Below are 23,090 nucleotides of genomic sequence, written 5' to 3'. Positions count from 1 at the left end.
TGCAGCAATGTATGAAGGATCCTCCATTTGTCTCGCTACCGCTATGTCATGGCCCCTATGGTTGAAATACTGGGTGGAATATCCAAAGCGAGATATGTCTTATAATTGTTAATCCGAGTAGAAGTTTTTAATACACTATCACTTTTATGCGTTTTTACTTTAATAAGTTGAAATAATAAACAGAATTGTATATTATTAAAGTGGTCGAACCCTCACAATTCGACCCCCTATTATCCATTGAGCTTAGGAATTTTCTAAGCTCTTTTTTAATGATGCTTCCCTGCCAGCCTGTATAAGATGGATTGAAACTGAAAAACCTATCCTTGCAATGGCCGTACGTATTCAGCTTCGTTCAATAGGAGGATTACAATGGAAAATGTATTCGATTATGAAGATATTCAATTAATTCCCGCAAAAAGTATCGTCAATAGCCGATCTGAATGTGATACAACGGTCTTCCTGGGGGACCGTGCGTTTAAACTGCCAGTGGTGCCTGCCAACATGCAGACGATTGTAGATGAGAAAATTGCCGTATACCTAGCAGAGAACGGATATTTTTATATCATGCATCGATTCGAACCGGAGAAGCGAATTTCTTTTATGAAAGATATGAAGGCACGGGGATTATACTCTTCGATCAGTGTTGGCGTCAAAGAAGGCGAGTATGCGTTTATACAGCAAATAGCTGATGAAGAGCTGTCACCGGAATACATTACTATTGATATAGCCCATGGCCATTCCAACGCTGTCATCCAAATGATTCAGCATATTAAGAAATACCTTCCTCACAGCTTTGTGATTGCTGGCAATGTCGGAACCCCGGAAGCAGTCAGAGAATTAGAGAATGCTGGAGCTGATGCGACAAAGGTTGGCATTGGACCTGGCAAGGTATGCATCACAAAAATTAAAACAGGATTCGGAACGGGCGGCTGGCAATTAGCTGCACTTCGCTGGTGTGCAAAGGCAGCAAGCAAACCGATCATAGCAGATGGAGGTCTTCGCACCCATGGTGACATTGCCAAATCAATTCGATTTGGTGCAACAATGGTGATGATTGGTTCCTTGTTTGCAGGACATGAGGAGTCACCTGGAAAAACCATTGAGAATGAGAAAGACGGAAAGCTCTATAAAGAATACTTTGGCTCAGCCTCAGAATTTCAAAAAGGCGAAAAGAAAAATGTTGAAGGCAAGAGAATTTTAGTAGAGCACAAAGGATCATTAGCAGATACGCTGAAAGAAATGGAGCAGGATCTCCAGTCCTCTATTTCTTACGCAGGCGGCAACAAGCTGGATGCCATTCGTCATGTTGATTATGTAATTGTAAAGAATTCAATTTTTAATGGCGACAGGGTATTTTAAAATCCCAAATACCTACCCTTCTAATAAAACCACAGAAGATGCCTGCACTTTTCCATCTGGCAGGCATCTTCTGTGGTTTCAGTATTTCCTTTTTAAATTGGACAAACACTTACGAAGACACTCAATTTCAAAAAAATATGTTATGTACTCTTTGAGGTTAAGATCCTATAGACTGCTCTACTGCATTTTCCCAGCTAGGAAAATAATACAATGCATTTTTCATTAGCTCTGGATTTGATTTCTTTACTTGCTTCTTTCGGGGCGGCTGCCCTTCTTTTTCCAACAGTTCAGAGATCCCGGTCAATACTTCTTCAACACTCATGCTTGTTTCCACATCATTCCTCCTTTTTGAATTCAACTATATAATTTCCATTTAACGAAAAATTATTCAGCATTCCTCCATTATTATTCAGTATTAAACTTGTATTCTAGCTGGTCCAAAAATCGCGCCAGCGAAATAAACCTATCAAATTAAAAGATTAATTTCATCCCTTCATGACTTGCCAGAAATCCCAGCCTATTATAAAAACGTTGTGCATCATCACGCTGCTTGTCTGTTGTCAATTGGACAAGGCCACACTCTTCAGACTTCGCTATTGCAATCGCTTCTTTTAACAAGGCTTCTCCTACCCTTTTACCACGGTGGCGCTGATCAACACGCACACCTTCAATTTGTGCACGTTTCATCCCTTGGCGTGCTAAACCAGGAATGATCGTTAACTGAAGGCAGCCAATCACCGCCTGACCGTCTACAGCTAAAATGATCTGATTTCCCGACTGTACTTCTAGTGCCTTAAATGCTTTATAATAACAATCCGGCAGAGGTTCTTCATACCTCTCACGCTTTGCTCCTAATTCATCATCGGCAAGCAAGCGGACAATAGCTTGTAAATCTTCTTCATTTGCTTTTCGAAAATGCATTGAAAAATCACTCCTTCAAATTATAAGGGGATCGTGCTAGTAGATGTCAAAGCCAAGGACGGTACTGAGGTTAAAGTTAGACTATAATTTAGAATTTACCGATCATTGACTGGCATTTTTAAAAAAGCCTAATTTCTGGCCTACAATACCAGGATAATTAGGCTTTGTTTACTTTATTCCTCATCATTTTTAAAAGTTCCATAGAAATATTTTCATTTAAAGATAGGCCTCTGCCACTTTTCCCAGCCTGCGAATCCCCTCTATTATTTCCTTCTCATCCGCATAACTGAAGGAAAGGCGAAGAAGTTCCGTTCCAGCTGCCTGATCTTTGAAAAAGTACTTGCCAGGAATAAAAGATACCCCCTCTGCAAGGGCATTTGTCAGCAGTTCCGATGTATCGGCACCGGGAATTTTCATCCACACGAAGTACCCGCCTTCAGGCACATACCAGGAAGCTGATTCAGGAAGGTACTGTTCCAGTGCGGAGGTCAGAACATCACATTTGGACCGGTATGTATCTCTCAAGGTTTCTAGTTTATTATTAAAATCCGTGTTTGCAAAATAAACAGCCATGGCAGATTGAGCAAACGGATGGTTCAGATCTTTTTTAAACCAGGCGCATGCATGGATCATTTCACTTGCTCCCGCTATCCAGCCTATACGCATGCCCGGGGCCACTATTTTGGATAGCGAACCGACATGCAGAACTCGGGAGTTTTGATCCATTGCTTTTAGAGTGGGGAGACTTTTATTAAATGATAATTCCCCATAAGCATCATCCTCTACTAATAGGAAATTATATTTGTCTGCAAGCTCCAATACATGCTGCCGGCGCTCTCCTGTCATCGTCGTCCCTGTAGGATTCTGAAACGTTGGGATCGTATAGAGAAAACGCGGCTGAGCGAGCCCTTTTTGCTTTCTTTCCTCTAGAATCTCTTCCAATGCCTCTGTTTGAAGTCCGTCCTTGTCTACAGGAATACTGATTATATGTTTTGTGTAATTTTGGAAAATCTCTAATGCCTCCATATATGTGGGGGACTCTATTGCAATAATTGTCTCCTCATCAAGGAGAATGCGGGCAATCAAGTCGATTGCCTGACAGGCACCCGAAGTTATCAAAAGCTCATTTTCCGTTACAGATATCCCCCGCTCTTTCAATCTTCTTAAAATCTGCTCCTTTAGTTTTGCTATTTTTGGACTGCCTATATAATGGAGCGGCAAATCTTGTTCTTCTTCTAATAGACTGTTAACAGCTGCTTTTACCTCTTCAACCGGCACGAGATCAGGTGCCGGGTAGCCGCAATGCAGGCGTATACAATCATCCGGAATCTCCGGAATCCACTCCCCTGGGGGAGTATTCTGAAGCGCCTTTTTGATTTTATCAGTAAATAAAGAATCATCATTCACTTCGATCTACACCCTTCCAGCAGTTTTATTATTCAGTATAAATGTTCCACAAAACCTAGAAAAGCAAGTTTTCTACGAAATGTCTTTTTACTTTTCCCCAATCTTCCTTTATAACACTATAAAGGACAGTATGGCGAATTGTCCCTTCTTTTCGTATCATATGATTTCGAAGTACGCCTTCTTTTACCGCACCGGTCCTTTCGATCGCTTTTTGTGAACGGAAGTTTTCATGTCCGGTTTTAATTTGTACGCGATTCACGGACAGTTCTTCAAAACAGTATGTTAATAATAAATATTTACAGTTTGAATTAATATTCGTGCGCCAATAATGAGGGTTTATCCATGTTGAGCCGATTTCGAGCCGTTTATGCGGGATTGAGATATCAAGAAACCAAGTAGCACCGACGATATTCCCTGTTTTTTTATGGACAATGGCAAAAGCAAAATCGGTGCCCTGCTCACGTTTTTGTATCGCATCTTTTACATATTGAATGACCCGGCTTTTATCAGTTAAATCAACAGACATATGCTCCCATATGCGTTTATCCTGAGCTGCTTCATAAATTCCTTCAATATGCTCAAGTTCCATGGGAATTAACTGCACAACATTGTTTACTAAAATTTGCATGCTATCACTCTCCTTGAATCAATTAAAACCGAATTATGGTATGATACAAATAACCAAAAATGAATTTTAATATAATACCAGGGAATGATTCAATGGAATTTCAAATTCTGCTTACGGAAAATGGAATAAAGTATAAAGAAATTTATGAACAAATTCGGCTTGCGATTTTAGATAGAAAATTGTCAGCTCATTCAAGACTTCCTGCTAAGCGGCGGCTGGCTGAACAATTGAACGTAAGCATCATAACTGTTCAGATGGCTTATGAACAGTTGCTGAGTGAAGGGTACTGTTATTCAGCAGAACGCAGAGGCTATTTTGTTTCTGAAATTCAGAATGAATGGCACTATAGTGAAATTAATACAATGGAATTGGAGAAAAGAGTTCAGAATGAGTTTCATATTAATTTTAAAAATGGGCAAGTCGATGCCTCCGCCTTCCCCTATAAACATTGGAGCCGATTATACAGAAAAGAGCTTAATGAATCTAATGCCAGCAATGCACCGTGGCAGGGCGAATATTCTTTGCGTGCCCAAATTGCACTATACTTACAGCAAGCTAGAGGGCTGGCCTGCCAGCCGGAGCAAGTGTATATCTTCAGCGGATTCCAACAGCAGCTGCTAAATGTATGTTTGTTTTTTAAACGGAGCGCCATCGGAATAGAAGATCCAGGTTTTATTCGGGCTAAATCTATTACTGAGCAATTACAGCTGCCATGTTATCCGATTACTGTGGATGAGGAAGGATGCTGTGTGCCTGATGCTGATGAGCCTGTAAATTTGTTATACACCACACCTGCTCATCAATATCCTACCGGTACAATTATGTCTATTGCCAGAAGGGTTGAACTGTTAAATTGGGCAATTAAACAGTCTGCTTACATTATCGAGGATGACTATGATTCTGAATTTCGCTACAAAGGGGCACCAATCCCAGCATTATCCCATCTGGATTCAACCGGGCGGGTACTGTACTTCGGTACCTTTTCAAAAACATTGCTGCCATCACTTCGGATCAGCTATCTGGTTATGCCAGCAGCCCTGAAGCAGGACTTTGAAAAATTTAATGCTTATCAAAAGTCTACTGTTTCAAGAATCGATCAGAGAGCTGCTGCAAAGTTTATGGATGAAGGATTTTATTTATCCCATATAGCAAAAATGAGAACTTTATATAGAGCTAAAAGGAGCTGTTTAATAGATAGCCTGTCAAAGCATTTAGGAGAAAACTTTGACATAATTGGAGATACAGCAGGTTTGCATATCATCGTGACATTACCAGAAGGATTGAATGAATCTAAAGCAATTGAACTGGCAAAGTCGGCGGGAGTTGAAATCGATGCTGTTTTACCTATGTATCATCTTCACAAGCCAAACAATCAAGTGATGATTGGATATGGCGCCCCCTCGATGGACGAGATTGAGAGAGGAGTCAAATTAATCGCTAATGCATGGAAACGTTATCTTTGCATTTAGACTAAGTCAAATATTCAACTAAAAGAGCGCTTATCTTACAGGATAACGCTCTTTTGGTGAAGTGGTAAACAGGCTCATCTTTTCCTTAACAGCCACCATAAAATCAAACAAATTCATCCCCTGGATTTGCTGGAATTTGTACAAGTCTTGCTTATAGTACATATGAATATGCTTCCCGGTGATACCCCTTTTTTCTTCAATGGAAGTTATATGGCTATACGCAAATTCTTCAACTAATTCCTTGTTTGTTTCTGATACCGGGATTCCATAGAATAGCAGTCTTTTGTTCGTTGCTGCAAATAAGCCTGCCTGCGGTGCTAAACAGTAATGTGCAACTAATGAACAGCTTAAACATTCAATTATGTTTTCACCTTCATGCAATACATTTTTAACCTGATTTTTAATGTTGTCCATGGAACTCCCCCTCACATTTCATCTGTCAAACCGCTGTCTTAACTGCCAGTATCAGCCCAGTAGACCAATCCAATTCTGTTATGTCCAGGTCAGGTCTGTCCTGCAGAGTTTTTAGAAGTTTAGTTGCTTTGATCCGAAATTCTTCAGGCAATTTCTGTTGCGGAAACACATCATGAATCACATAAAAACCGCCGATATTTAAATGATCCAGGGTTTTGTCCAGAAGCTCGAATTTCCCCGGCCATGTATCTGCAAAAATAAAATCGAACCCTTCCGACAGGTTTTGAATAAAAGCTGCTCCGTCCTCACAGCAAAATGTGATTCTGCTGTCATTCCCGAGGTACTTTCTCGCGATCGATTGCACTGTCGGATCTATGTCAACGGTCGTAAGCTTACTGCCTTCATCCATCCCATCAATGATCCATGAAGCAGACGCTCCCGTACCTGTTCCCAGCTCCAAAAAGCTTCCTCCAGATTTAGAGGCTGCCAGCCCCTTCAGTAAAAATCCTGTTTTTATATCACATGACTGCCCGAAGCCGAGCACATCTGATTCCTGTAATATCCTTGAATATGCTTCCGGTACCTGTATAACGCCGTTTTCCATATTGCCATTCCTCCTCTTTCTTCGTTCTAATCTAAACCAAGCTCAAACTATAAAAGAGCATCAAAAAAAGGCCTCTTTATAAGAGGCCTTTACTTATCAAAACGACCTCTTATCTCCCAGAGCGTCAACTCTGTTGGAATTAGCACCTTCCTGACATAATCAGGGGTTGCTGAGGCTTCGCAGGGCCAGTCCCTCCACCTCTCTGGATAAGAATTTGTATAAAATTTATATTTTCAACCAAGTATTGCATAGTTTCAGTAAAATGGCAATACTTTCATTCTTTTAATCTAATGAACTGCTTCCTCTCCCTGATAAATCCTATAAGCCGGAACAATCGTATCCGACACAATTTCTTTCCCCTTTTCACGGATGAAGTCCAATTTATAGTACGCTTCGAATCTCTGGCTGATTTCTGTTTTCACCAATTCAGGCGGAGTGACGACGATGAATTGGAACTTCAGCTTATCGGCTACAGCGAAAATAGGATCAAGCACATGGGCAGAAGCAGCTTGGCCGAAGGGATTATCACAGACTAGCGGAACCCAGCTTTGATCGGTTTCACTCTTGACCGAAAGAAGCATCATCATCATAACCATGCGGGCAGATAGCTTTTGACCGCCGCTGCCATCAGATTTCGTCTTCGAACCCTGGTTGATCGTCTGCCAGGTCGAATAATGCTCACGCTGCGGTTTACCGTACATGAATGCATTGTCTGTACGCATGTTATACACCAGGAGCTCCGGATAGCGATTTCTGAGGGAAACAAATAAAATTTGCTCATCACTGATAAGCTGTTTGATTTCCTGATCCAGCATCGGATTATTATCATCAATCATCTCAAATCGCTTCGTAATTTTATTAATGGCTGAAACAAAATGCTGTTTCAGTAAAGGTTCGACATCTTCCGCTTTTTTAGGCAGGATATCTTCTTTAAGCTGGACGAGCGGGAAAGAACCCCTTTCATTCTTAAGCTTCATTTTCGCAATCATCGAGCGAATTGCCTCTGAAATGCTCATTACCTTCATGCTTGCCCGGCTTGCCCAGAAGTTTTGCGCCTTTTCCGCCCGTTCTTTGTCGCGCTCCAGCTGCTCCAGGCCGCTCTGAGAAAAGCGCTTCATGTTTTGGACGACACTTTGAATATGCGCATAATGCCTTGTATCCATATGATCAAGCGTAGTTAAGACTTCATTCTTAAAGCGGATTTCCCAATCCTTGCCTTCAATAGCAAGCTTTAAATTTCTTAGTGATTGTTCAATCTTCGCATGCTTCTCTTGCCCTTCATCCTGAATAGCCTGATGTTTTTCACTCCAGGAAAGGATGCTTTGCTTTCCTTGACTCTTTATTTTTTCGATGTCATCATCCGAGAAAGCTGCCGCTTCCTCTTTAAGAATGACGGATAAATGCAATTGATCTTTTTCAAACTCAGTTATGCTTTGTTCTGCCTCTTTTTTGCGTTCTTCCGTTTTCTTTATTTCTGCATTTGTCTGTTTGGTCTGGTCAGTAATTTCGATCGTCTTCACTTCCAGATCAAGCTCTTCCCATTCTTCAGGCTTTTGATCATGCTTGGCCACTTTTTTTGAGGATTTTTTACGCTGATCCATTCCATGCTTTAAGGAAGTTTCAGCAATGGTTACGGTCTTTTCCTGCTCACGCTCTTCCTTTTCTGCTGCCTTTGTTTCCTTTGCAGCTGCCTGTACCATATTTTCCAAAATACTTATTGGTTCATCCGGTACAGAAGCGTCCTTCCACTCTTCATTAAGAGCATGAAGTTTTTTCTCCAGCTTCCTTTGCTGCTTTTGTTCGGATTCTCTTGTCGCCTGAATCGCGAGCAGTTCACTGGCTTGTTCTTCTTTTGATTTTTGCAGCTGTTTAAGCTCCTCAATGCTGCCATTGATTTCTTCTAAAATATAGGGTGATAATCGCGGAACCTCCTCAGAAGCTTCTGCTTTCTCAGCTGCTGGAAAAGCAGCACCGTCTATAAAGAAGCCGATCTTCTTAATATTTTGCTCGGCTGACAGCTTCCATTCCAGATAGGTCTGGCTCCACTTTTCCTGAAGGTCAGCGATGGTCTGAAACTCGTTTCCCAGTTCATTCTGCAGCTTTTCGAAAGCTTCCTTTTGTTTCTCTTTTTCCTGCTTTACCCGTTTATTTTCCTGATGCATCGACTTTTCTCGGTTAAATCCCGCTAAGGATTCCGCGTCTTTAGATAGATTTTCAATCTTTTTCTTCGTCTTTTCCAACTGTTCTCTAAGTCCCAGCTGCAGTTCTTTTTCTTTTTCCTCCTGCACGATGATAGCCTGCAATTCCGTTTTCCTCGAAAGCAGGGCTTCCATTTCCTGAAGAAGTACTTTTTCGATATCACCGGCAAGGTCATGGGAAAGGAATCGGTCGATTTCTTTTATAATACGGCGCAGCGCTGTTTCTGTTTTTTCCAACTCTGCAAGTGTATCTTTCTGATCTTCTATTTGTTTCGCAATCTCAATCTTCCAGTTTGTGAACTGATTTTTATCCGCCAGCAGCTCCTTCTCCGTCCCGGTGATCATCACAAAGGCATTCTGCTGATTTTCGCCCGCCATTTCTTCCCGCATAAAAATCGGGACCGGACTTTTATACATCCTTCCGCTAAGGACCCGCTTATTGATTTTTTCCCATTGCGGCCTGCTGACTACTAAGCCGTACGGCAGAAGAGGATGAGAAAGCATGTGGCTCGCCACTTCATCCGGCTTTAAGGATTGGAGAAATTGGGATCCGTAAAATACGTCAATCCCCGTCTTTTCATCAATCCATTCCTTCAATTCCTGCACATCATTATTGGCAATCCAGAAATGCTCATTATTTAAGGCATAATCCAGCTGCGTTTCCCAGAGTGCTTTCTTTAATTCTTCCCCTTGCTCGCGATTTTGAACGAGGAGCTCTTCCACTTCCAGGGCATATTTTGATAAAAGGGCATTCGTGAATGGTGCTGTTACACCTTGCAGAACACCTTGCAGCTGATCGAACAGCTTTGTTTCTTTTTGCTGCTGCTCTTCACTTTTCTTTTTTAGCTCTTCACACTTTTCTTCTGAAAACTGAATGGATTGTGCGAGTGTACCATGGGAAGAAGCAAGCTGGTTCTGCTTTTCATTTGAACTATGCTCTTTTGCCTGTATATCTTTGAGTGCCGCTTCTTTGGTTTCTATCTGTTTATTCAGATTTTCAATAAAACCCGTTAAATCATAGGCAATGCGGTCACCGAATTCCTCGATAAGCTGTTCTTCTTTTGATTCAAATTCATGAATTTTGGTATAAAGAAAATCAATTTCTGTACGAAGCTGAGCAATCTCCTGGGTCTTTTGTTTGTCCTGCTTTGACAGGTCGTTTGCTTTTTTCTTTAAAAACCTTTGATATCCGGAATATTGCTGAACGGCTTCCCTAATGGCAACGGAGGATTTCTCCCATTGCTGTGCCGCCTCTTTTTTGATTTCATCCATTCTTTGATTCACTTGCTCCAGGCCGCTGTTCTGCTCGAGCTTCGCAATTTGCTGGGAAAGCGCGCGGATGCTTTGTTCCCCTTCATGCCATTCTTTTAGTAACAGCTGAAAAGCCAGCTCTTCTTTTCGCTCCTGCTTTTCCTTCACTGATTCCTGCAGAACAATATGCTTCTTCTGCTCTTCCGCTAATTTCTTCTCCCAATCCAGCACTTCCCGGTGAGCTTTTGCATACTCAAGATTATCTTTCTGAAAACGCAGATCCACTTGCCTGCCTGTTAATTTTTCGATTTCCTTTTCCAGTTCAATGAGTGTTTCTTCTTCTGTTTTCTTCAAATGCTCCAAAGCGCCAAGCAGCTGTCTTCCGGCCTTAATACTGTCCTCTACAATTTCCTTATGCCCGATACCCTTTGCCAGGCTCTCTTCAAAAGGAAGAATATCTTCCAGGAACTCTTTATGTGCCTGCTCTCTTTTCAGCAAAACAGGGAGGTCCTTCGCGATGCTTGCCTGACTCTTAAAAATCTCAACCAGATCGTTCTTCTGATGCTCCGTCCGGTGCAGAACCTGACTGACTGTAGGAATGATCCGCTTTTGGAACAGGGAATGATCATCTTCAGCGCCTTCAAAGAATTTTCCGACGCCGCCTTCATCCTTATTAATGTCCTTCATAATATCCCAATCTTTTCGGTTAATCCCATATGTATCCAAAATTCGGTAGTGTTTCTTTGTATCCCGGTAAACATCGTACCCATTCCATTTTAAATAATCCTTAAGGCCTTCTGTTTCAGCCAGTTCTCCATCTTCATAGAGCGGAATATGTTCAAGAGATGCTTCTTCTTTTCGTTCAAACTCTCTTGTATAAAAGGTAATATTCGGGACAATTTTCGCTTCCTGTTCAAGAGGTTTGCTATCTCCGCTCTCTTCATTCATTGAAATACGCTGTTCTGCTGAAAACATTCCGCCCGTCACCAAATGCCTGCGGTCAGCCCCGTCGAGCTCCCACTGTATGAGAACATGAAAGGTATAAGGAATAAACTGCTCTTTATTATTAAAAAAGAATTGCTGATAAAAGCGGTTATTCTGCTTTCCCCATGCGGTACCCGGCTTAAGGATCTGAAATATGGTCTGCAGGAAAACACCTTTTCCTCCCCCATTCATCATTGAAATGAGGCCATTTGTGGAGGTTTCCTCATTATGAAAGTTAAATGTGGTGTCCCTATACTGCTTTTGCATGCCATCATATTTCAGGCTGGCAATTCTAATTCGATGTATTTTTGGCATGCTGATCCTCCTCCTCTGTTTTCATTAATTCCTTGAACATCTCATAACGGTCATAGTCATGATACAGATATTCAATCCGTTCAAATAACTCCTGCTTTGGAATCGCCTTCGGTATATCCTCCCGATCCAGAATGACGATGAGTCCTTCTGTTTCCAAAAGACGCATGGCACTTGCAATCAAACCAATCCGCGTTCTGCGATTGGCTTTCCTGGCTCCATAATCATCTGTGTCGACCTCCATGTATTTCCATGTCGTCACAACGTCTCTCATATCAATTTTTTCTTCTTCTCCGAAATCCGGCTTTGCTTTAAGCAGGCTATCCCAATTCATAATGACATCATTCACTTGCCGTTCTAATGTATAAAAGCTGATACCTTCGCGCTTCGTGCGGATCTTAGCCGCCTGATTGCGGTCGATGCCCGCCAGAAATGCCATAATGACAACGCTCATCAGGTGAAAATGTTTTTTGGTTTCAACCTGTTTATGCCTGTCCTTCATATGTGTAAAATTCGTCGCAAAAACAGAACCGGTCGGCTGAACAACGAGCTGAATCCGTTTCGGCGATTCAATTATAAAGGTCCCGGATTCGTCTGCCATTAAAAGCACCGTCTGTCTTACATCAGGATCGAAATACGCCTGAAAGTGCTCGCTGTTTTCATCGATGACCTTGTCTTTTAATAGCGTGAAATAAACTGCTGATGCAGTCTTAATACTTTCTGCACTCATCATTTCTCCTCCTGAACACAAATTTTAAACGGAGTAATTTTCATTTGATACCAGAGGAAAGGTTCCGCCCGATGATCAAACTCGGTATAAAGTTTCAATCCTTCAAACACCTGGAATTGCGGATACTCCTGCATAAGCTTATAAAGAAGAATTTCCCTCTCATCGCTCAAGCTCTCTTCCTTCCGGTGCAGCACCTGAACATTCAGAGGCTTTTTATCAAACATCATCCATAAATCAATCGTTTCCGATTCTTCAAACCATAAATCCTGTACCTCAAGCGGCAATGTCGTTAAATCAGCCAGGGAAAACTCTCCGTATGTCTGCAAATATTGAAACACATAGCTCCAGGCCTTGATAACAGAACCCCAGTTCGTTACGCGCTGATGGGTAATGCTTTCGTCTTCCGTTTCTTCCTCCATTGTCTCTGTCAGCTGCTTTTCATCAAATTCCTGTTCGCCCCAGATCCAATCCAAGGGCAAGATAAATTCATTCTTTGGCGAAAATAAAGGACCCAGTACCTTCTCAACATGATCGAAGGAAGATGCCCCCTCCTTCATGAACCAGTTTTCATAAATATGCTCCCGAAACGAAACCAGGCTCGTTTCCCAAAACAGCGAAGGATTTTCCGCTTTTAATTTCATTTCATAGGAGATATTCTGAATCACAAGCTTGGCAAAACGGTCATGCAATTGCCTTGTATGGCCGATTTTTTCCTGCAGGAGGATCAATTCTCTTTGAATGTGATCATCTTCCTCGTTTCTTCGTTTTGTCTTCTCAATCAGACTGCTGATGGTACGGAAGTGATTTTTTTCTTCTTCAAATTGCTTCTCAATTTCCGCACGATTATCAGCCCTTTGCATTTCTTCTTCCATCAATAAGATTTTGGGATTATTGATCATTTCTTTTTGAAAGGAGAATTCTCTTGACATTAAGCGGTTGACCCGTGAAATGAGGTGATCGAGGTTTCGGGTAGCTTTGCGGAAATTACCGTTTTTAATCAGCTGCATACTGTAGAGCTGTTCAATGGTGATCGAGAACTCCTCCGCCATTTCCCTGCTCATGAAAATCATTTCCTGTGAGACATCTGTGAGCTTATAGACGATAGATCCGCCCATCTCCAGGTTTGTATATAATTCATCCATTGTCACATAGCGGAATACCTGCGTCTCCCATGACTGTCTGATTTCATCGTAATAAAGGGCTTCAAACGGTCTGCTGTATTCTTCTTTTCCCTGATATAGAAGCCCGCTTGTAATTCGTTCAATCTGCTTCTCATCAGCCAAAAGCTTCATTTGTTTAATCGAATCTTCCACCATATATTTGATATCCGATTTTCTCCGATGATCATCATCATTCAATTCCCGATAAAAAATGGTGAGGAGCACCTGCATCAGAATCGTCTGGATATGAGGCTTCAGCTCTCCGACTTCCATACCTCTTCCAAGCTCAAACAGCGGGTTTAAACGCTGCATCCGCTGGGCGAATCCTTCCCATGACTCGTTCACATCCATCTCCTCCATGTTTCAATTGTTAAGACTTCCTGAGGAATGCGTTTATTTTCCTGCCATAATTGCATTAAGAGTTCCTGCTCTTCTTCCGTAAACCACCGAAAGAACGCATCACGGTATTTAAGATTTTGATGCTGTCCTGATTTCTGATCATTTCTTTGATCCAGACATTCAAGCATTTTACGGTAAATCTTCAATGCAGGCTGAATGCAGCATTCCGGGTATTTCTCAATCAGCCTAGTCATGATCCCGTAGCCCGCAGCATCCAGATCCCCCGCATAATAGAATAGATACGATTTAGCCGGGAAGATTTTAAAGAAAAACGAAAAGCTCCGTTCAATTTTCGTGTCTTCCCCATAAATGATCAGTTCCGGTTCGTAATCGAGCAGATCGCTTTCCAATAATTGAATGCTAGTATGAAAGAATGATAGATTCCCGACTATCAGCACTCGCTGAATATCTTTAATTTCTTTTCCCTGTTTCATCCAAAACACAAAAGGCTCTCCGTATTTCACCACTTTCAGCTGATCTTCAGATACACCAATTCGTGCTAAAAAACCTATTCCATCAGGAAAACTGATCACATCCTGCAGGAATTTTTCATGGCCGAACAGCTCCAGGCTTCTTTCCTCAAGTGAAACGATTTCCCGTTCGCCGCTGGATTGGAGAAAAGCATATAAATTCTTGACGCGGCTCCATTCCTCTTTCGTCTGCCATTCAGGGTGCCGTTCATAAAACGAAAAATCGAACCGGTCACTTAACTTCATCATCTCGAGACGATCCCATTTGCCGGTGTGAGTTTTCACGTTTACCCAGAAATATAAAGGCAGAGACGGGGTTTTCCCGTTGTATTGATGATTATGTATAGCTGTCAGCTGCCCTTCATCCTGCAATGATTGAATGGCTTCATAAAATAGCGAATAACCGTCCATTTCAAAATAATCATCCAGCAATTTGCGCAGCTGAAATTCCAAATCATTTATGTTTAACTTCTTCTTTTGCTTAGGGTGCTGAATATCTTCAATGAAGCTTCTCACCCTTGTTTCGATGATGTTGATTTTGTTCACCTTCTTAATACTTTATCGGGTAGGTTGAGACGACAATTTTCTCATGCGGACATCATTTTTATTATAAACTAGTTGATGAATTGATGTAATGGATTTAATAACAGAGAGAAGAAAATGGGGCGGGGAGTAAAGCAATAATAGCTACTCCCGCATTTTTAAGCACTGGGGGATCCATGCGCTGCAGTTCAGGAATACATAAAAAATTCAATCGGTATTCTTTCTCCTAACTTTTAAGTTATTAAGTTATCATGGGGCAATTCAGTAACTTCATCAGCTAATATTTGTTCTCACTGGTACATATAAGTCAACTCTGCATCTCCCTCCTGCATCTTCAGCAGGATTATTGAGATTGAATTCAAGGTTATGTCTATCGTAATCCGGGTCATATCCGCTATTTGGCAGCCATTCTCCAAACATGTACTGATAGGCAATATGCAGTTTATCAGGGGTATCATAGAATGGATAGAGAGCATAATCCCCGGCATCAATTTTTTTAAACATTATTTCCTGATGCTCCTCTTTATTAAAGCCTTCAGGAATAGTAACACAGGCATCGTGGCGGCAATCCTTGCTCTCCACCAGATCAGGATTATCCAATGATATGCCAATGAAAAATTCCTGCGGAGGATATAATCCATGATTGTTTGCCCATCCAATCAATCTTCCCCAATGATCCTGCGGCTCAAAATAACTTCCGGTACGCCTGATATACGCTACTTCTGTTTCAGGCAATTTCTTTACATTGATCTCCATTTTAAAGATCCCCCTTATTGGAATTATTTCCCTTGAATTATTTTCTCTTTCTTTCTTAATATTCCTTCTCCAATTTCATTTTTTCTCCAACAAAAAAGCGCGCAGCTTTTATGCTGTACGCGCCTTTATATAGCAAATGCATGGTTGCCGATTTTTTTCACAACTTCACGTGAGAAAATCCACTGGCTTGTGGCTGTTTCAGGGTTATAAAAATATAGGAACTCTTCGTTTTGCTCCTTATCAATAAGAGCTGTCTCAACGGCCTGAACTGCTTCATTACTTGCCGGTTCATTGATTGAACCATTTTGAACAGGTTCAAAAGCATTCTTCTGATAAATAACATCTTTGACTGTATCCGGGAATTGTTCGTGCTCGACACGATTCAGAACCACGTCAGCAACCGCTACTTTTCCTTCAAACGGCTCCCCTTTTGCTTCAGCCTGTACAAGACGTGCAAGCAGCTTTTTTTCTTCCTCTTTGATGAAGCGATTATCTGTTGATGATGACTCTTTCACGTCAACCTCAACTTTTTTATATGTTAATGTTTCTGCAGCTTTCTGATCCACTGTCTCTGCATCAAAATGATCAGCAGGAAACATGCTATATGAACCCATAATGAGTGAAATGGCAGCAACAAATGTTACTAAATTTTTCATTTGTAAACCTCCTGTTTGTAGTTTTTAGGCAAAAACAGGCCACTTTCAAGGCTAACAGGTTTACAGGGAGAACTCATTAGTGAATCAATGGGAGAATTACCAGTAAAGAAATATGAAAATTCAATTTGCTCCATTATTACTTTAAGATGTATATTTGTTATAGCATGCTAAAAAAAATAAGGTTAACAGCCTGGGTATTGATTGAGGTGTAAAATAATTGAAAGTACTTGAAACTGACAGATTAATTCTCCGCTGGTTAACAACAGATGATGCAGCATTCATTCTCGAACTTTTAAATGAACCTGCATGGATCCGTTATATTGGCGATAAAAGTGTACGTACTCTTGACGATGCTAAGAATTATATTTTGACCGGACCAATGAAAATGTATTCTCAATTTGGCTTTGGCCTTTTTCTCGTCGAGCGAAAAGAAGGAAGCTCTCCTATTGGCATGTGCGGATTGATAAAACGAGATACTTTAGACAATGTTGATATTGGTTTTGCTTTTTTATCCAGATATCAAACGCATGGTTATGGGTTCGAGTCAGCTTCTGCTACATTGAAATATGGTCATGAACAGCTGGATATGGAACGGATCCTGGCCATCACATCCTTAGACAATCATGCATCCTCCAGACTGCTTGAAAAAATCGGTATGAAATATGAAGGTACGATTTTTTTGGATAAGGAAGAGCTTAAATTGTTTGTATCTGAATAATGAATTCGTGATTATATTGTTATCCTGAAAAAAGGTACCTATCCCCTCGCTTATTAACATAGTATCGTAGCCGGTTCAGGCACATTTCCGGCATGAATATAAATCCTGCCCTCCCATATAATAATTGGATTTTTCAAAAAAAATGGTCAGGCCCACACTGACAAGCAAACAGGACCAATCCCTCTTCGAATGGTCCTGTTTGCTTAATTTTATCCCGAAATCTGCTTGATTAGTTTTTTGTTCCCTTTGGTTAATATGTTCTCATAGTCAATGTATTCGTAAATATCGTCTGTTATGCTGCTGCTAAACTGCGCCAGCTCTTCGACCGTTAAATCTTCAATCGCCTTCTTTTGCTCTTCACAATAGATAATGAGCTTGCCGACGATTTCGTGAGCATCTCTAAATGCAGTCCCTTTGCTCACTAAATAATCTGCAACTTCGGTTGCGTTCAAGAAACCTGCTTTAATGGCAGCTTTCATGTTTTCTTCCTTTACTAGGAGCGTATCAATCATTTTTGACATAATATCAAGGCAATCTATCACTGTATCGACTGCATCAAAAAACTGTTCTTTATCTTCCTGCATGTCTTTGTTGTATGTGAGCGGCAATCCTTTCAGTGTCGTAAGCAATGAAAAGAGGGAACCGTATACTCTGCCTGTCTTACCTCTAATAAGTTCAGCTGCATCCGGGTTTTTCTTTTGAGGCATGATACTGCTGCCCGTTGAATAGGCATCATCCATTTCAATAAATTTAAATTCCTGGCTGCTCCAGAGAATGAGTTCTTCACTTAAGCGGCTTAAGTGCATCATTATAATTGAAAAACTTGACATGAGTTCTAGTAAGTAATCCCGATCACTTACCCCGTCTAAAAAGTTGTCTACCGGTTTAGCGAATCCTAAAATGTCTGTAGTTATTTGACGATCGATGTTGTGTGTTGTTCCCGCTAATGCACCACATCCGAGCGGGTTTTCATCCAAAATATCAATGGCATTCTGGACTCTCTTTTTGTCCCGGCTAAACATTTGTACGTATGCACCGAGATGATGGCCGAATGTTATAACCTGTGCCCTTTGCAAATGTGTGTATCCAGGCATAATGACGTTATTATTTGCTGCTTTCTCATTTAACGAATGGATAAGTTGCTGAAGGACAGTCACCACTTCTCCGGCTTTATTTTTTGCATAAAGTCTCATGTCAATCGCCACTTGGTCATTCCTGCTTCGTGCAGTATGAAGTTTCTTTCCTGTGTCACCAATTCTTGTTGTCAGATTCATTTCAACAAAAGAATGGATATCTTCATATTCGCCTTCCACTTTTAATACACCGGACTCTATATCGCTCATGATCGATTCCAGCCCACTAATAAGTAAATCACCTTCAGACTCTGTAAGTAATTTACAATTCACAAGCATTTTTACGTGTGCAATGCTTCCCGTTATATCCTCATAATACAGCCTATTATCAACAGGTAAAGATGTATTGAATTTCTCCATGATTTCATCTTCACGTTTAGTGAATCGTCCGCCCCAAAGTTTCACTTATAATTCAACCCTTTCACTATACTTTCTTGTGTGTATTTTGGATAATAGAAAAACAGTTGCTATAAGCAGTACTATCGTCAAGATTAAAGTGAATGCACTTCCTGTGATCCCGGCAACGAGAAATCCGATTAATGCAATCGATGCATTAATGAGTGCATATGGAAACTGCGTTTTTACGTGATCGATATGATCCGCTCCTGCCCCTGTTGACGATAAGATCGTCGTATCGGAAATTGGTGAACAGTGATCCCCGAAAATACCACCTGACAAAACAGCTCCTATACAAACTAACAAATGCGCATCGAGACCAGCAGCCATGGGAATGGCTATTGGGAGCATAATCGCAAATGTCCCCCATGACGTCCCGGATGCAAGAGACATCCCCGCTCCGACTAAGAATAAGATTGCAGGTATGATGTACGATGGAACATTTCCTTTCATCGCCTCAACTATAAACGCTGCAGTTCCCATTTCATTAATTACTTTGCCAAGCGACCAAGCAAGGACAAGTGTGACTGCAACGTAAACCATTTTCTGCATTCCAGTTGTATAAATATCAATAATCTCGCCGAATTTTTTCACTTTGTACATAATCATTAAGACGACAATCGATAACGCCGCAAATAAGTATGCAGCACTTAAAGAAACCCTGAATTCATTTCCTGGAACCGGCTCAAACGGGAAGCCGAATGAAATTAACAATCCGAAAAGGGTGATGAATAATACCAATAGCGGCAGCCAAATTAATACGGCATGTCCATTTTTGGTAATCCCCTCCACATCTTCTGGTTTTCTAAGAGGTTTCGACTCAGGCCAATACAGATTGCCCGTTTGCTGCAATCTTTTTTCCGCCTTTGCCATCGGTCCAAAGTCCAATTTCGTCAACGCCACTAGAGGCACCATTGAAACGGTCAATAGTGCATAAAATTGAAATGGAATAACTTGAATAAGCGTACTGAATTCAGATGTGTTTATGTTCAGCAATTCAAATTCTTTTTTTATAAGCCCCATTATATATACGCCCCATCCGATGAATGGGATCAATACTGCGACGGGAGATGATGTTGAATCGATAATCCATGCAAGCTTCTCCCTTGAGATTTTGGCTTTATCGAAAATCTTTTCAAAAACCGGTCCAACGATTAGTGGTGTGCCCAAATCGGAAAAGAAAATGATAATTCCTCCAAACCACGCAGAGATTTGTGCTTTTGCGCGTGTGTTAATGTACTTTATTGCACCTGAGGCAAGTGCTGCCCCTCCACCCGACTTCTCCATAAGTGCTACAAACCCGCCAATAAAGAATAATAAAACTAAAACTGCTGCATTGTAACTATCCGCTACTTGCGGAAATATAAAGTTTCCGATTACTTCCATTGTAGCTTCGAGAGGGCGGCCATCCACAAGAATCAGGACTCCAATATACACTCCGGAGAACAGGGACACGATAACATTCTTTGTAAGTATTGCGAGAATTACTGCAATAATCGGTGGTATTAAAGACACCAAACCCATGTGATCCATAAACAAAATCTCCCCTTAAACTAAATATTATCGAATACATCATTTTACATATGGGTAAATAGATAATATTTACCCTAAAATAAATTATATTTTAACCCATCCATGAAACGCAATAATAATTTAAAATTTTTAGACAATTTTTTCTCAGTTATTATCCTAAAATTAGAAAGACTGTTGAGGTGATTATTCCCAACAGTCTTAAACAACTTTATTTGGTGAGTTTGTCAGTTTGTAAACGCGTCTCGGTCTTCCCCTCGCCGGGTATTCTTCCACCCCGGTACATTCAGCTAAACCGGCATCACATAAACTTTCTATGAAACGTCTTGTATTTCTTTCATCCCTAGATAATTGAATTGAAATGTCTTTAACTGTAAATTCTTTTATTCCTGCATTTCTTATTAAAGCAAATAGTTCAATATAATGTTTAACATTAATTTTCTCGTTTTTAAGTTTAGTCATAAAGCTTTTATCATTAAAATACGGAAAATCCATTTTTTCTATGTTTTCACCATCTACTTCAACGACTTCACCATTTTCGTGAATAATAATAATTGAACCAAACCTCTCTTTGGATTGTTTTAGTGCATTGTTCGCATTCAGTTCCGCTGAAAATATAGTTTCACCAAATCCTATGCCTACACCCACCTTCAACCCAGACTCCAAAATCAATTTGTTTACTGTCTCTTCAATTTTTTGTATTTCCCGTTCACTATCACCGCGCGAACTAAATATTAAATAGCGGCCAAGCCCTTTTTCAATTAGTGATCCATTCAACCGCTCACTTAGGTTTATTAAAATCTCTTTTAACTTTAATTCCATATACTGGAGCTGATATGTTTGTTTCGAACTTTTGAAATGATTTTCTAAATGTCCCATTTCAAATAGCTGAACTGCAACTTGGGACTCCATAAAGTAGAAAGTCTTTATTTTTTCAGAAAGGATGTTTAATGTATGGCGGATTTCAATATCACTTGTTGAAATTCTGAATGCAGGAACACTCATTTCTTTAAGTTGTAAATAAACTTCTTCAAAACAAGTGATTGCTCCTTTTGTCTCACCATTTTCCCATAAATGATTGTGGAAACCTATTAATTCTTCTGTTGAAGTTTTTTCGGAAAAAGTTTTCACATAAATCTTTTCGGGATTAATATTGAGTTGGTTAAAAGCAGTCTCTAAATGACTTTTTGAAATTTCATCTATACTTAAATGATCTAAAAAAGAACCCGTTTTGTATGCAAACTCCAAAAGCCCTTTGAAAATTCCAGCTTCAGTATGTTCGATATAAATTTGTTTTTCAGTATTTCCTACCGCTTCACATGCAATGTTATAAGAAATTTTCCCTGAAAAAATCCACAAATCAACATTGTTATTATTATTTCTTATTATATCTTCAGTTTCCCGCACTTCTTTATACGGATACGATAAAAAAATTACATCTAACTTTAAGTCTTGTGCGATATGTATGATTCTTTCTACAGTGGATTGTGGACCGACGACCCCCACCCTAAACATAGACAAGCACTCCTTTAATCATAATGGTACAATCTAGAATTCTATCTTAATGATACACATTATTCTGTTATTTATTAAGTTTGATTTTTAACTTTGTATTCTTCGATTACATTCCTTAATCAATATACCTAAACATTCATCCCAAGCCCCCCCTCATATCTCTCGATAATTTTTTGTAAATATTTTAGCCACCCTTTATAAAGAGTGGCCTAAAGAATAATCACATGCTTTTACTTGTTTCAGTAATGGAAAGGTCAGCTAGCAAGAAGAAGCTTGATTTCAAAAGTATAAAGCAGCAATCAGGCGCATTGCTTTTTTGGAATGCTTGTCTGATAAGACTAATAAACTTTATAAAAGGTATTCAGGGAAAAGCTTCATTTACTAGTGCCTTTTTACTTTTAATATTGTTGGAAACAAAGGTGCTGTCCCCCTATTCATGTCCCTTGCTCATGATTGTATTAAAGCAGCCAGGGTCATGCATCTTTCTCGCTCAAGTTGTTATTTCTTTTTTTTAGGCAATATTAACTTTAAATGTCCAGTAGATATTTCTTCAGCTTTTCCTTCGTCCCTTCATCTGCAAAAGCTGCTTCTACACTATTCATATAAATTTGTTTATAATCCTCAGCATTCATAGCAAATTCATTGGAAACAATATCACATTCCTTTGCCATCGTTGTATCCGATACCGTTCTGTTGTCCGTATTAACTGTTACTTTTATTCCATCCCGATGGAAGTCAGAAATGGGGTGTTCGCTAAATTGGTTTACCGCTTTCGTTTGGACATTGCTGGTTGGGCACAGTTCAAGTACAACCTGTTTTTCCTTTACAAGCCTATAAGCCTTTTCACAGTCTTTAATAAATACGCCGTGTCCAATTCTTTCAGCTCCTAGCCATTCAATGGCCTCCAGCACATTTTGACCGATTCCCGTTTCACCAGCGTGGATAGTGACTCTATAGCCAAATTCTCTGGCCAATGCGATCGGTTCAATGAATTTTCCACAGAACCCTTCCTCTTCAGATGCACACAAGTCGATGGCGACAACGCCTTCTCCAAGGAATGCTTTACCCTTTTCGACGACCTCAAAAGCACTTTCCACACTCATCGTTCGCATGCATGACAAAATGATATTTCCTTTAATATCAAATTGTTCTTCTGCTTCTCTCATCCCTTCAATCACACTTTGGATGACTTCTTCTACGGATAATCCCTTTTGCGTATGAAGTAAAGGGGCAAAGCGGACCTCCATGTATTTCACATTTTCTTTTGCTGCATCTTCAAAAAGCTCAAAGGAGATTCGTTTTATATTTTCCTTTGACTGCATCACTAAATTAGGGATGCAGAATCTTTTTAAATATCCATCTAAGGATTCGCAATCTAATGGGGCAATTAGTTCTTCTTTAATTTCTTCTTTATCAAAGGAAGGTAAACTGATGCCTTCACTCTTTGCGATATCAATGATGGTCTCAGGTCTGACACTCCCATCCAAATGGCAGTGTAGTTCAATTTTAGGCATGATAGAAAAATTCATAGTGGACC

General features: G+C 40.3%; 19 protein-coding genes and 1 riboswitch. Of the genes, 3 read left to right on the top strand and 16 right to left on the bottom strand.

Annotation, left to right across the window (positions count from 1 at the left end; translation table 11 throughout):
* Positions 1-369: 369 nt before the first annotated feature.
* A complete protein-coding gene (gene guaC / locus NAF01_RS10070) occupies positions 370-1,359 on the top strand; it encodes a GMP reductase (protein WP_048008890.1) in 990 nt (329 codons plus the stop codon).
* A 157-nt stretch (positions 1,360-1,516) separates the two neighbouring features.
* Here guaC and NAF01_RS10065 read toward each other — a convergent pair whose 3' ends face one another.
* From NAF01_RS10065 to NAF01_RS10050, 4 genes are all read right to left on the bottom strand, one after another.
* Positions 1,517-1,693: a hypothetical protein gene (locus NAF01_RS10065; protein ID WP_019381986.1), complete on the bottom strand. Its 177-nt coding sequence runs from the start codon at positions 1,691-1,693 to the stop codon at positions 1,517-1,519.
* 137 nt (positions 1,694-1,830) lie between these two features.
* Positions 1,831-2,280 carry a GNAT family N-acetyltransferase gene (locus NAF01_RS10060; RefSeq protein WP_048008891.1) on the bottom strand — a complete coding sequence of 150 codons (450 nt, stop codon included), beginning with the start codon at positions 2,278-2,280 and terminating at the stop codon, positions 1,831-1,833.
* A 216-nt stretch (positions 2,281-2,496) separates the two neighbouring features.
* On the bottom strand, positions 2,497-3,687 hold the full coding sequence (locus NAF01_RS10055; protein WP_048008892.1) for an aminotransferase-like domain-containing protein: 1,191 nt from the start codon (positions 3,685-3,687) through the stop codon (positions 2,497-2,499).
* Positions 3,688-3,742: 55 nt separating this feature from the next.
* Positions 3,743-4,315: a GNAT family N-acetyltransferase gene (locus tag NAF01_RS10050; protein WP_048008893.1), complete on the bottom strand. Its 573-nt coding sequence runs from the start codon at positions 4,313-4,315 to the stop codon at positions 3,743-3,745.
* 92 nt (positions 4,316-4,407) lie between these two features.
* Between NAF01_RS10050 and NAF01_RS10045 the strand changes: the two genes are divergently transcribed.
* Complete coding sequence (locus NAF01_RS10045) at positions 4,408-5,784, top strand: MocR-like pyridoxine biosynthesis transcription factor PdxR (protein WP_250802202.1); 1,377 nt, start codon at positions 4,408-4,410, stop codon at positions 5,782-5,784.
* A gap of 30 nt (positions 5,785-5,814) precedes the next feature.
* Here NAF01_RS10045 and NAF01_RS10040 read toward each other — a convergent pair whose 3' ends face one another.
* The 8 genes from NAF01_RS10040 to NAF01_RS10005 all read right to left on the bottom strand — a co-directional run bounded on the left by NAF01_RS10040 (position 5,815) and on the right by NAF01_RS10005 (position 16,261).
* Entirely contained in the window at positions 5,815-6,198 is a 384-nt protein-coding gene (locus NAF01_RS10040) for a PH domain-containing protein (RefSeq protein ID WP_197246307.1), read from the bottom strand.
* A 25-nt stretch (positions 6,199-6,223) separates the two neighbouring features.
* Positions 6,224-6,802: an O-methyltransferase gene (locus NAF01_RS10035; protein ID WP_163141579.1), complete on the bottom strand. Its 579-nt coding sequence runs from the start codon at positions 6,800-6,802 to the stop codon at positions 6,224-6,226.
* 106 nt (positions 6,803-6,908) lie between these two features.
* A riboswitch (SAM riboswitch) is annotated at positions 6,909-7,015 on the bottom strand.
* 74 nt (positions 7,016-7,089) lie between these two features.
* Complete coding sequence (locus NAF01_RS10030; RefSeq protein ID WP_250802201.1) at positions 7,090-11,550, bottom strand: coiled-coil domain-containing protein; 4,461 nt, start codon at positions 11,548-11,550, stop codon at positions 7,090-7,092.
* Complete coding sequence (locus NAF01_RS10025) at positions 11,528-12,280, bottom strand: DUF6063 family protein (RefSeq protein ID WP_250802200.1); 753 nt, start codon at positions 12,278-12,280, stop codon at positions 11,528-11,530. The genes NAF01_RS10030 and NAF01_RS10025 overlap by 23 nt, the downstream gene beginning before the upstream one ends.
* Positions 12,277-13,788, bottom strand: a complete 1,512-nt coding sequence (locus NAF01_RS10020; RefSeq protein ID WP_250802199.1) for a hypothetical protein — start codon at positions 13,786-13,788, stop codon at positions 12,277-12,279. Before NAF01_RS10020 ends, NAF01_RS10025 begins: the two co-directional genes overlap by 4 nt.
* Positions 13,779-14,852 (bottom strand): Wadjet anti-phage system protein JetD domain-containing protein, encoded by a 1,074-nt coding sequence (locus tag NAF01_RS10015; RefSeq protein ID WP_250802198.1) that lies wholly within the window; start codon positions 14,850-14,852, stop codon positions 13,779-13,781. Before NAF01_RS10015 ends, NAF01_RS10020 begins: the two co-directional genes overlap by 10 nt.
* A 270-nt stretch (positions 14,853-15,122) precedes the next feature.
* A complete protein-coding gene (locus NAF01_RS10010) occupies positions 15,123-15,605 on the bottom strand; it encodes an AraC family transcriptional regulator (RefSeq protein ID WP_197246314.1) in 483 nt (160 codons plus the stop codon).
* A 125-nt stretch (positions 15,606-15,730) separates the two neighbouring features.
* Positions 15,731-16,261: a cell wall hydrolase gene (locus NAF01_RS10005; protein ID WP_163141597.1), complete on the bottom strand. Its 531-nt coding sequence runs from the start codon at positions 16,259-16,261 to the stop codon at positions 15,731-15,733.
* Positions 16,262-16,478: 217 nt separating this feature from the next.
* Between NAF01_RS10005 and NAF01_RS10000 the strand changes: the two genes are divergently transcribed.
* A complete protein-coding gene (locus tag NAF01_RS10000; RefSeq protein ID WP_197246316.1) occupies positions 16,479-16,979 on the top strand; it encodes a GNAT family N-acetyltransferase in 501 nt (166 codons plus the stop codon).
* Positions 16,980-17,188: 209 nt separating this feature from the next.
* Here the strand turns inward: NAF01_RS10000 and argH are convergent, their stop codons facing one another.
* The 4 genes from argH to add form a co-directional block, all read right to left on the bottom strand.
* Positions 17,189-18,517, bottom strand: coding sequence for an argininosuccinate lyase (argH, locus tag NAF01_RS09995; protein ID WP_197246318.1), 1,329 nt, complete (start codon positions 18,515-18,517; stop codon positions 17,189-17,191).
* Entirely contained in the window at positions 18,518-20,041 is a 1,524-nt protein-coding gene (locus tag NAF01_RS09990; RefSeq protein WP_250802197.1) for a Na+/H+ antiporter NhaC family protein, read from the bottom strand.
* A gap of 198 nt (positions 20,042-20,239) precedes the next feature.
* Entirely contained in the window at positions 20,240-21,553 is a 1,314-nt protein-coding gene (locus tag NAF01_RS09985) for a hypothetical protein (RefSeq protein WP_197246322.1), read from the bottom strand.
* Positions 21,554-22,080: 527 nt separating this feature from the next.
* The gene (gene add / locus NAF01_RS09980; protein WP_250802196.1) at positions 22,081-23,082 is read right to left on the bottom strand and encodes an adenosine deaminase; all 1,002 of its coding nucleotides are present in this window, start codon (positions 23,080-23,082) and stop codon (positions 22,081-22,083) included.
* Between the last annotated feature and the right edge of the window lie 8 nt (positions 23,083-23,090).

Origin of the sequence: Cytobacillus firmus (assembly GCF_023657595.1) — a bacterium.
Taxonomy (GTDB): domain Bacteria; phylum Bacillota; class Bacilli; order Bacillales; family Cytobacillaceae; genus Cytobacillus; species Cytobacillus firmus_B.
This window is presented reverse-complemented; position numbering and strand designations above follow the sequence as displayed.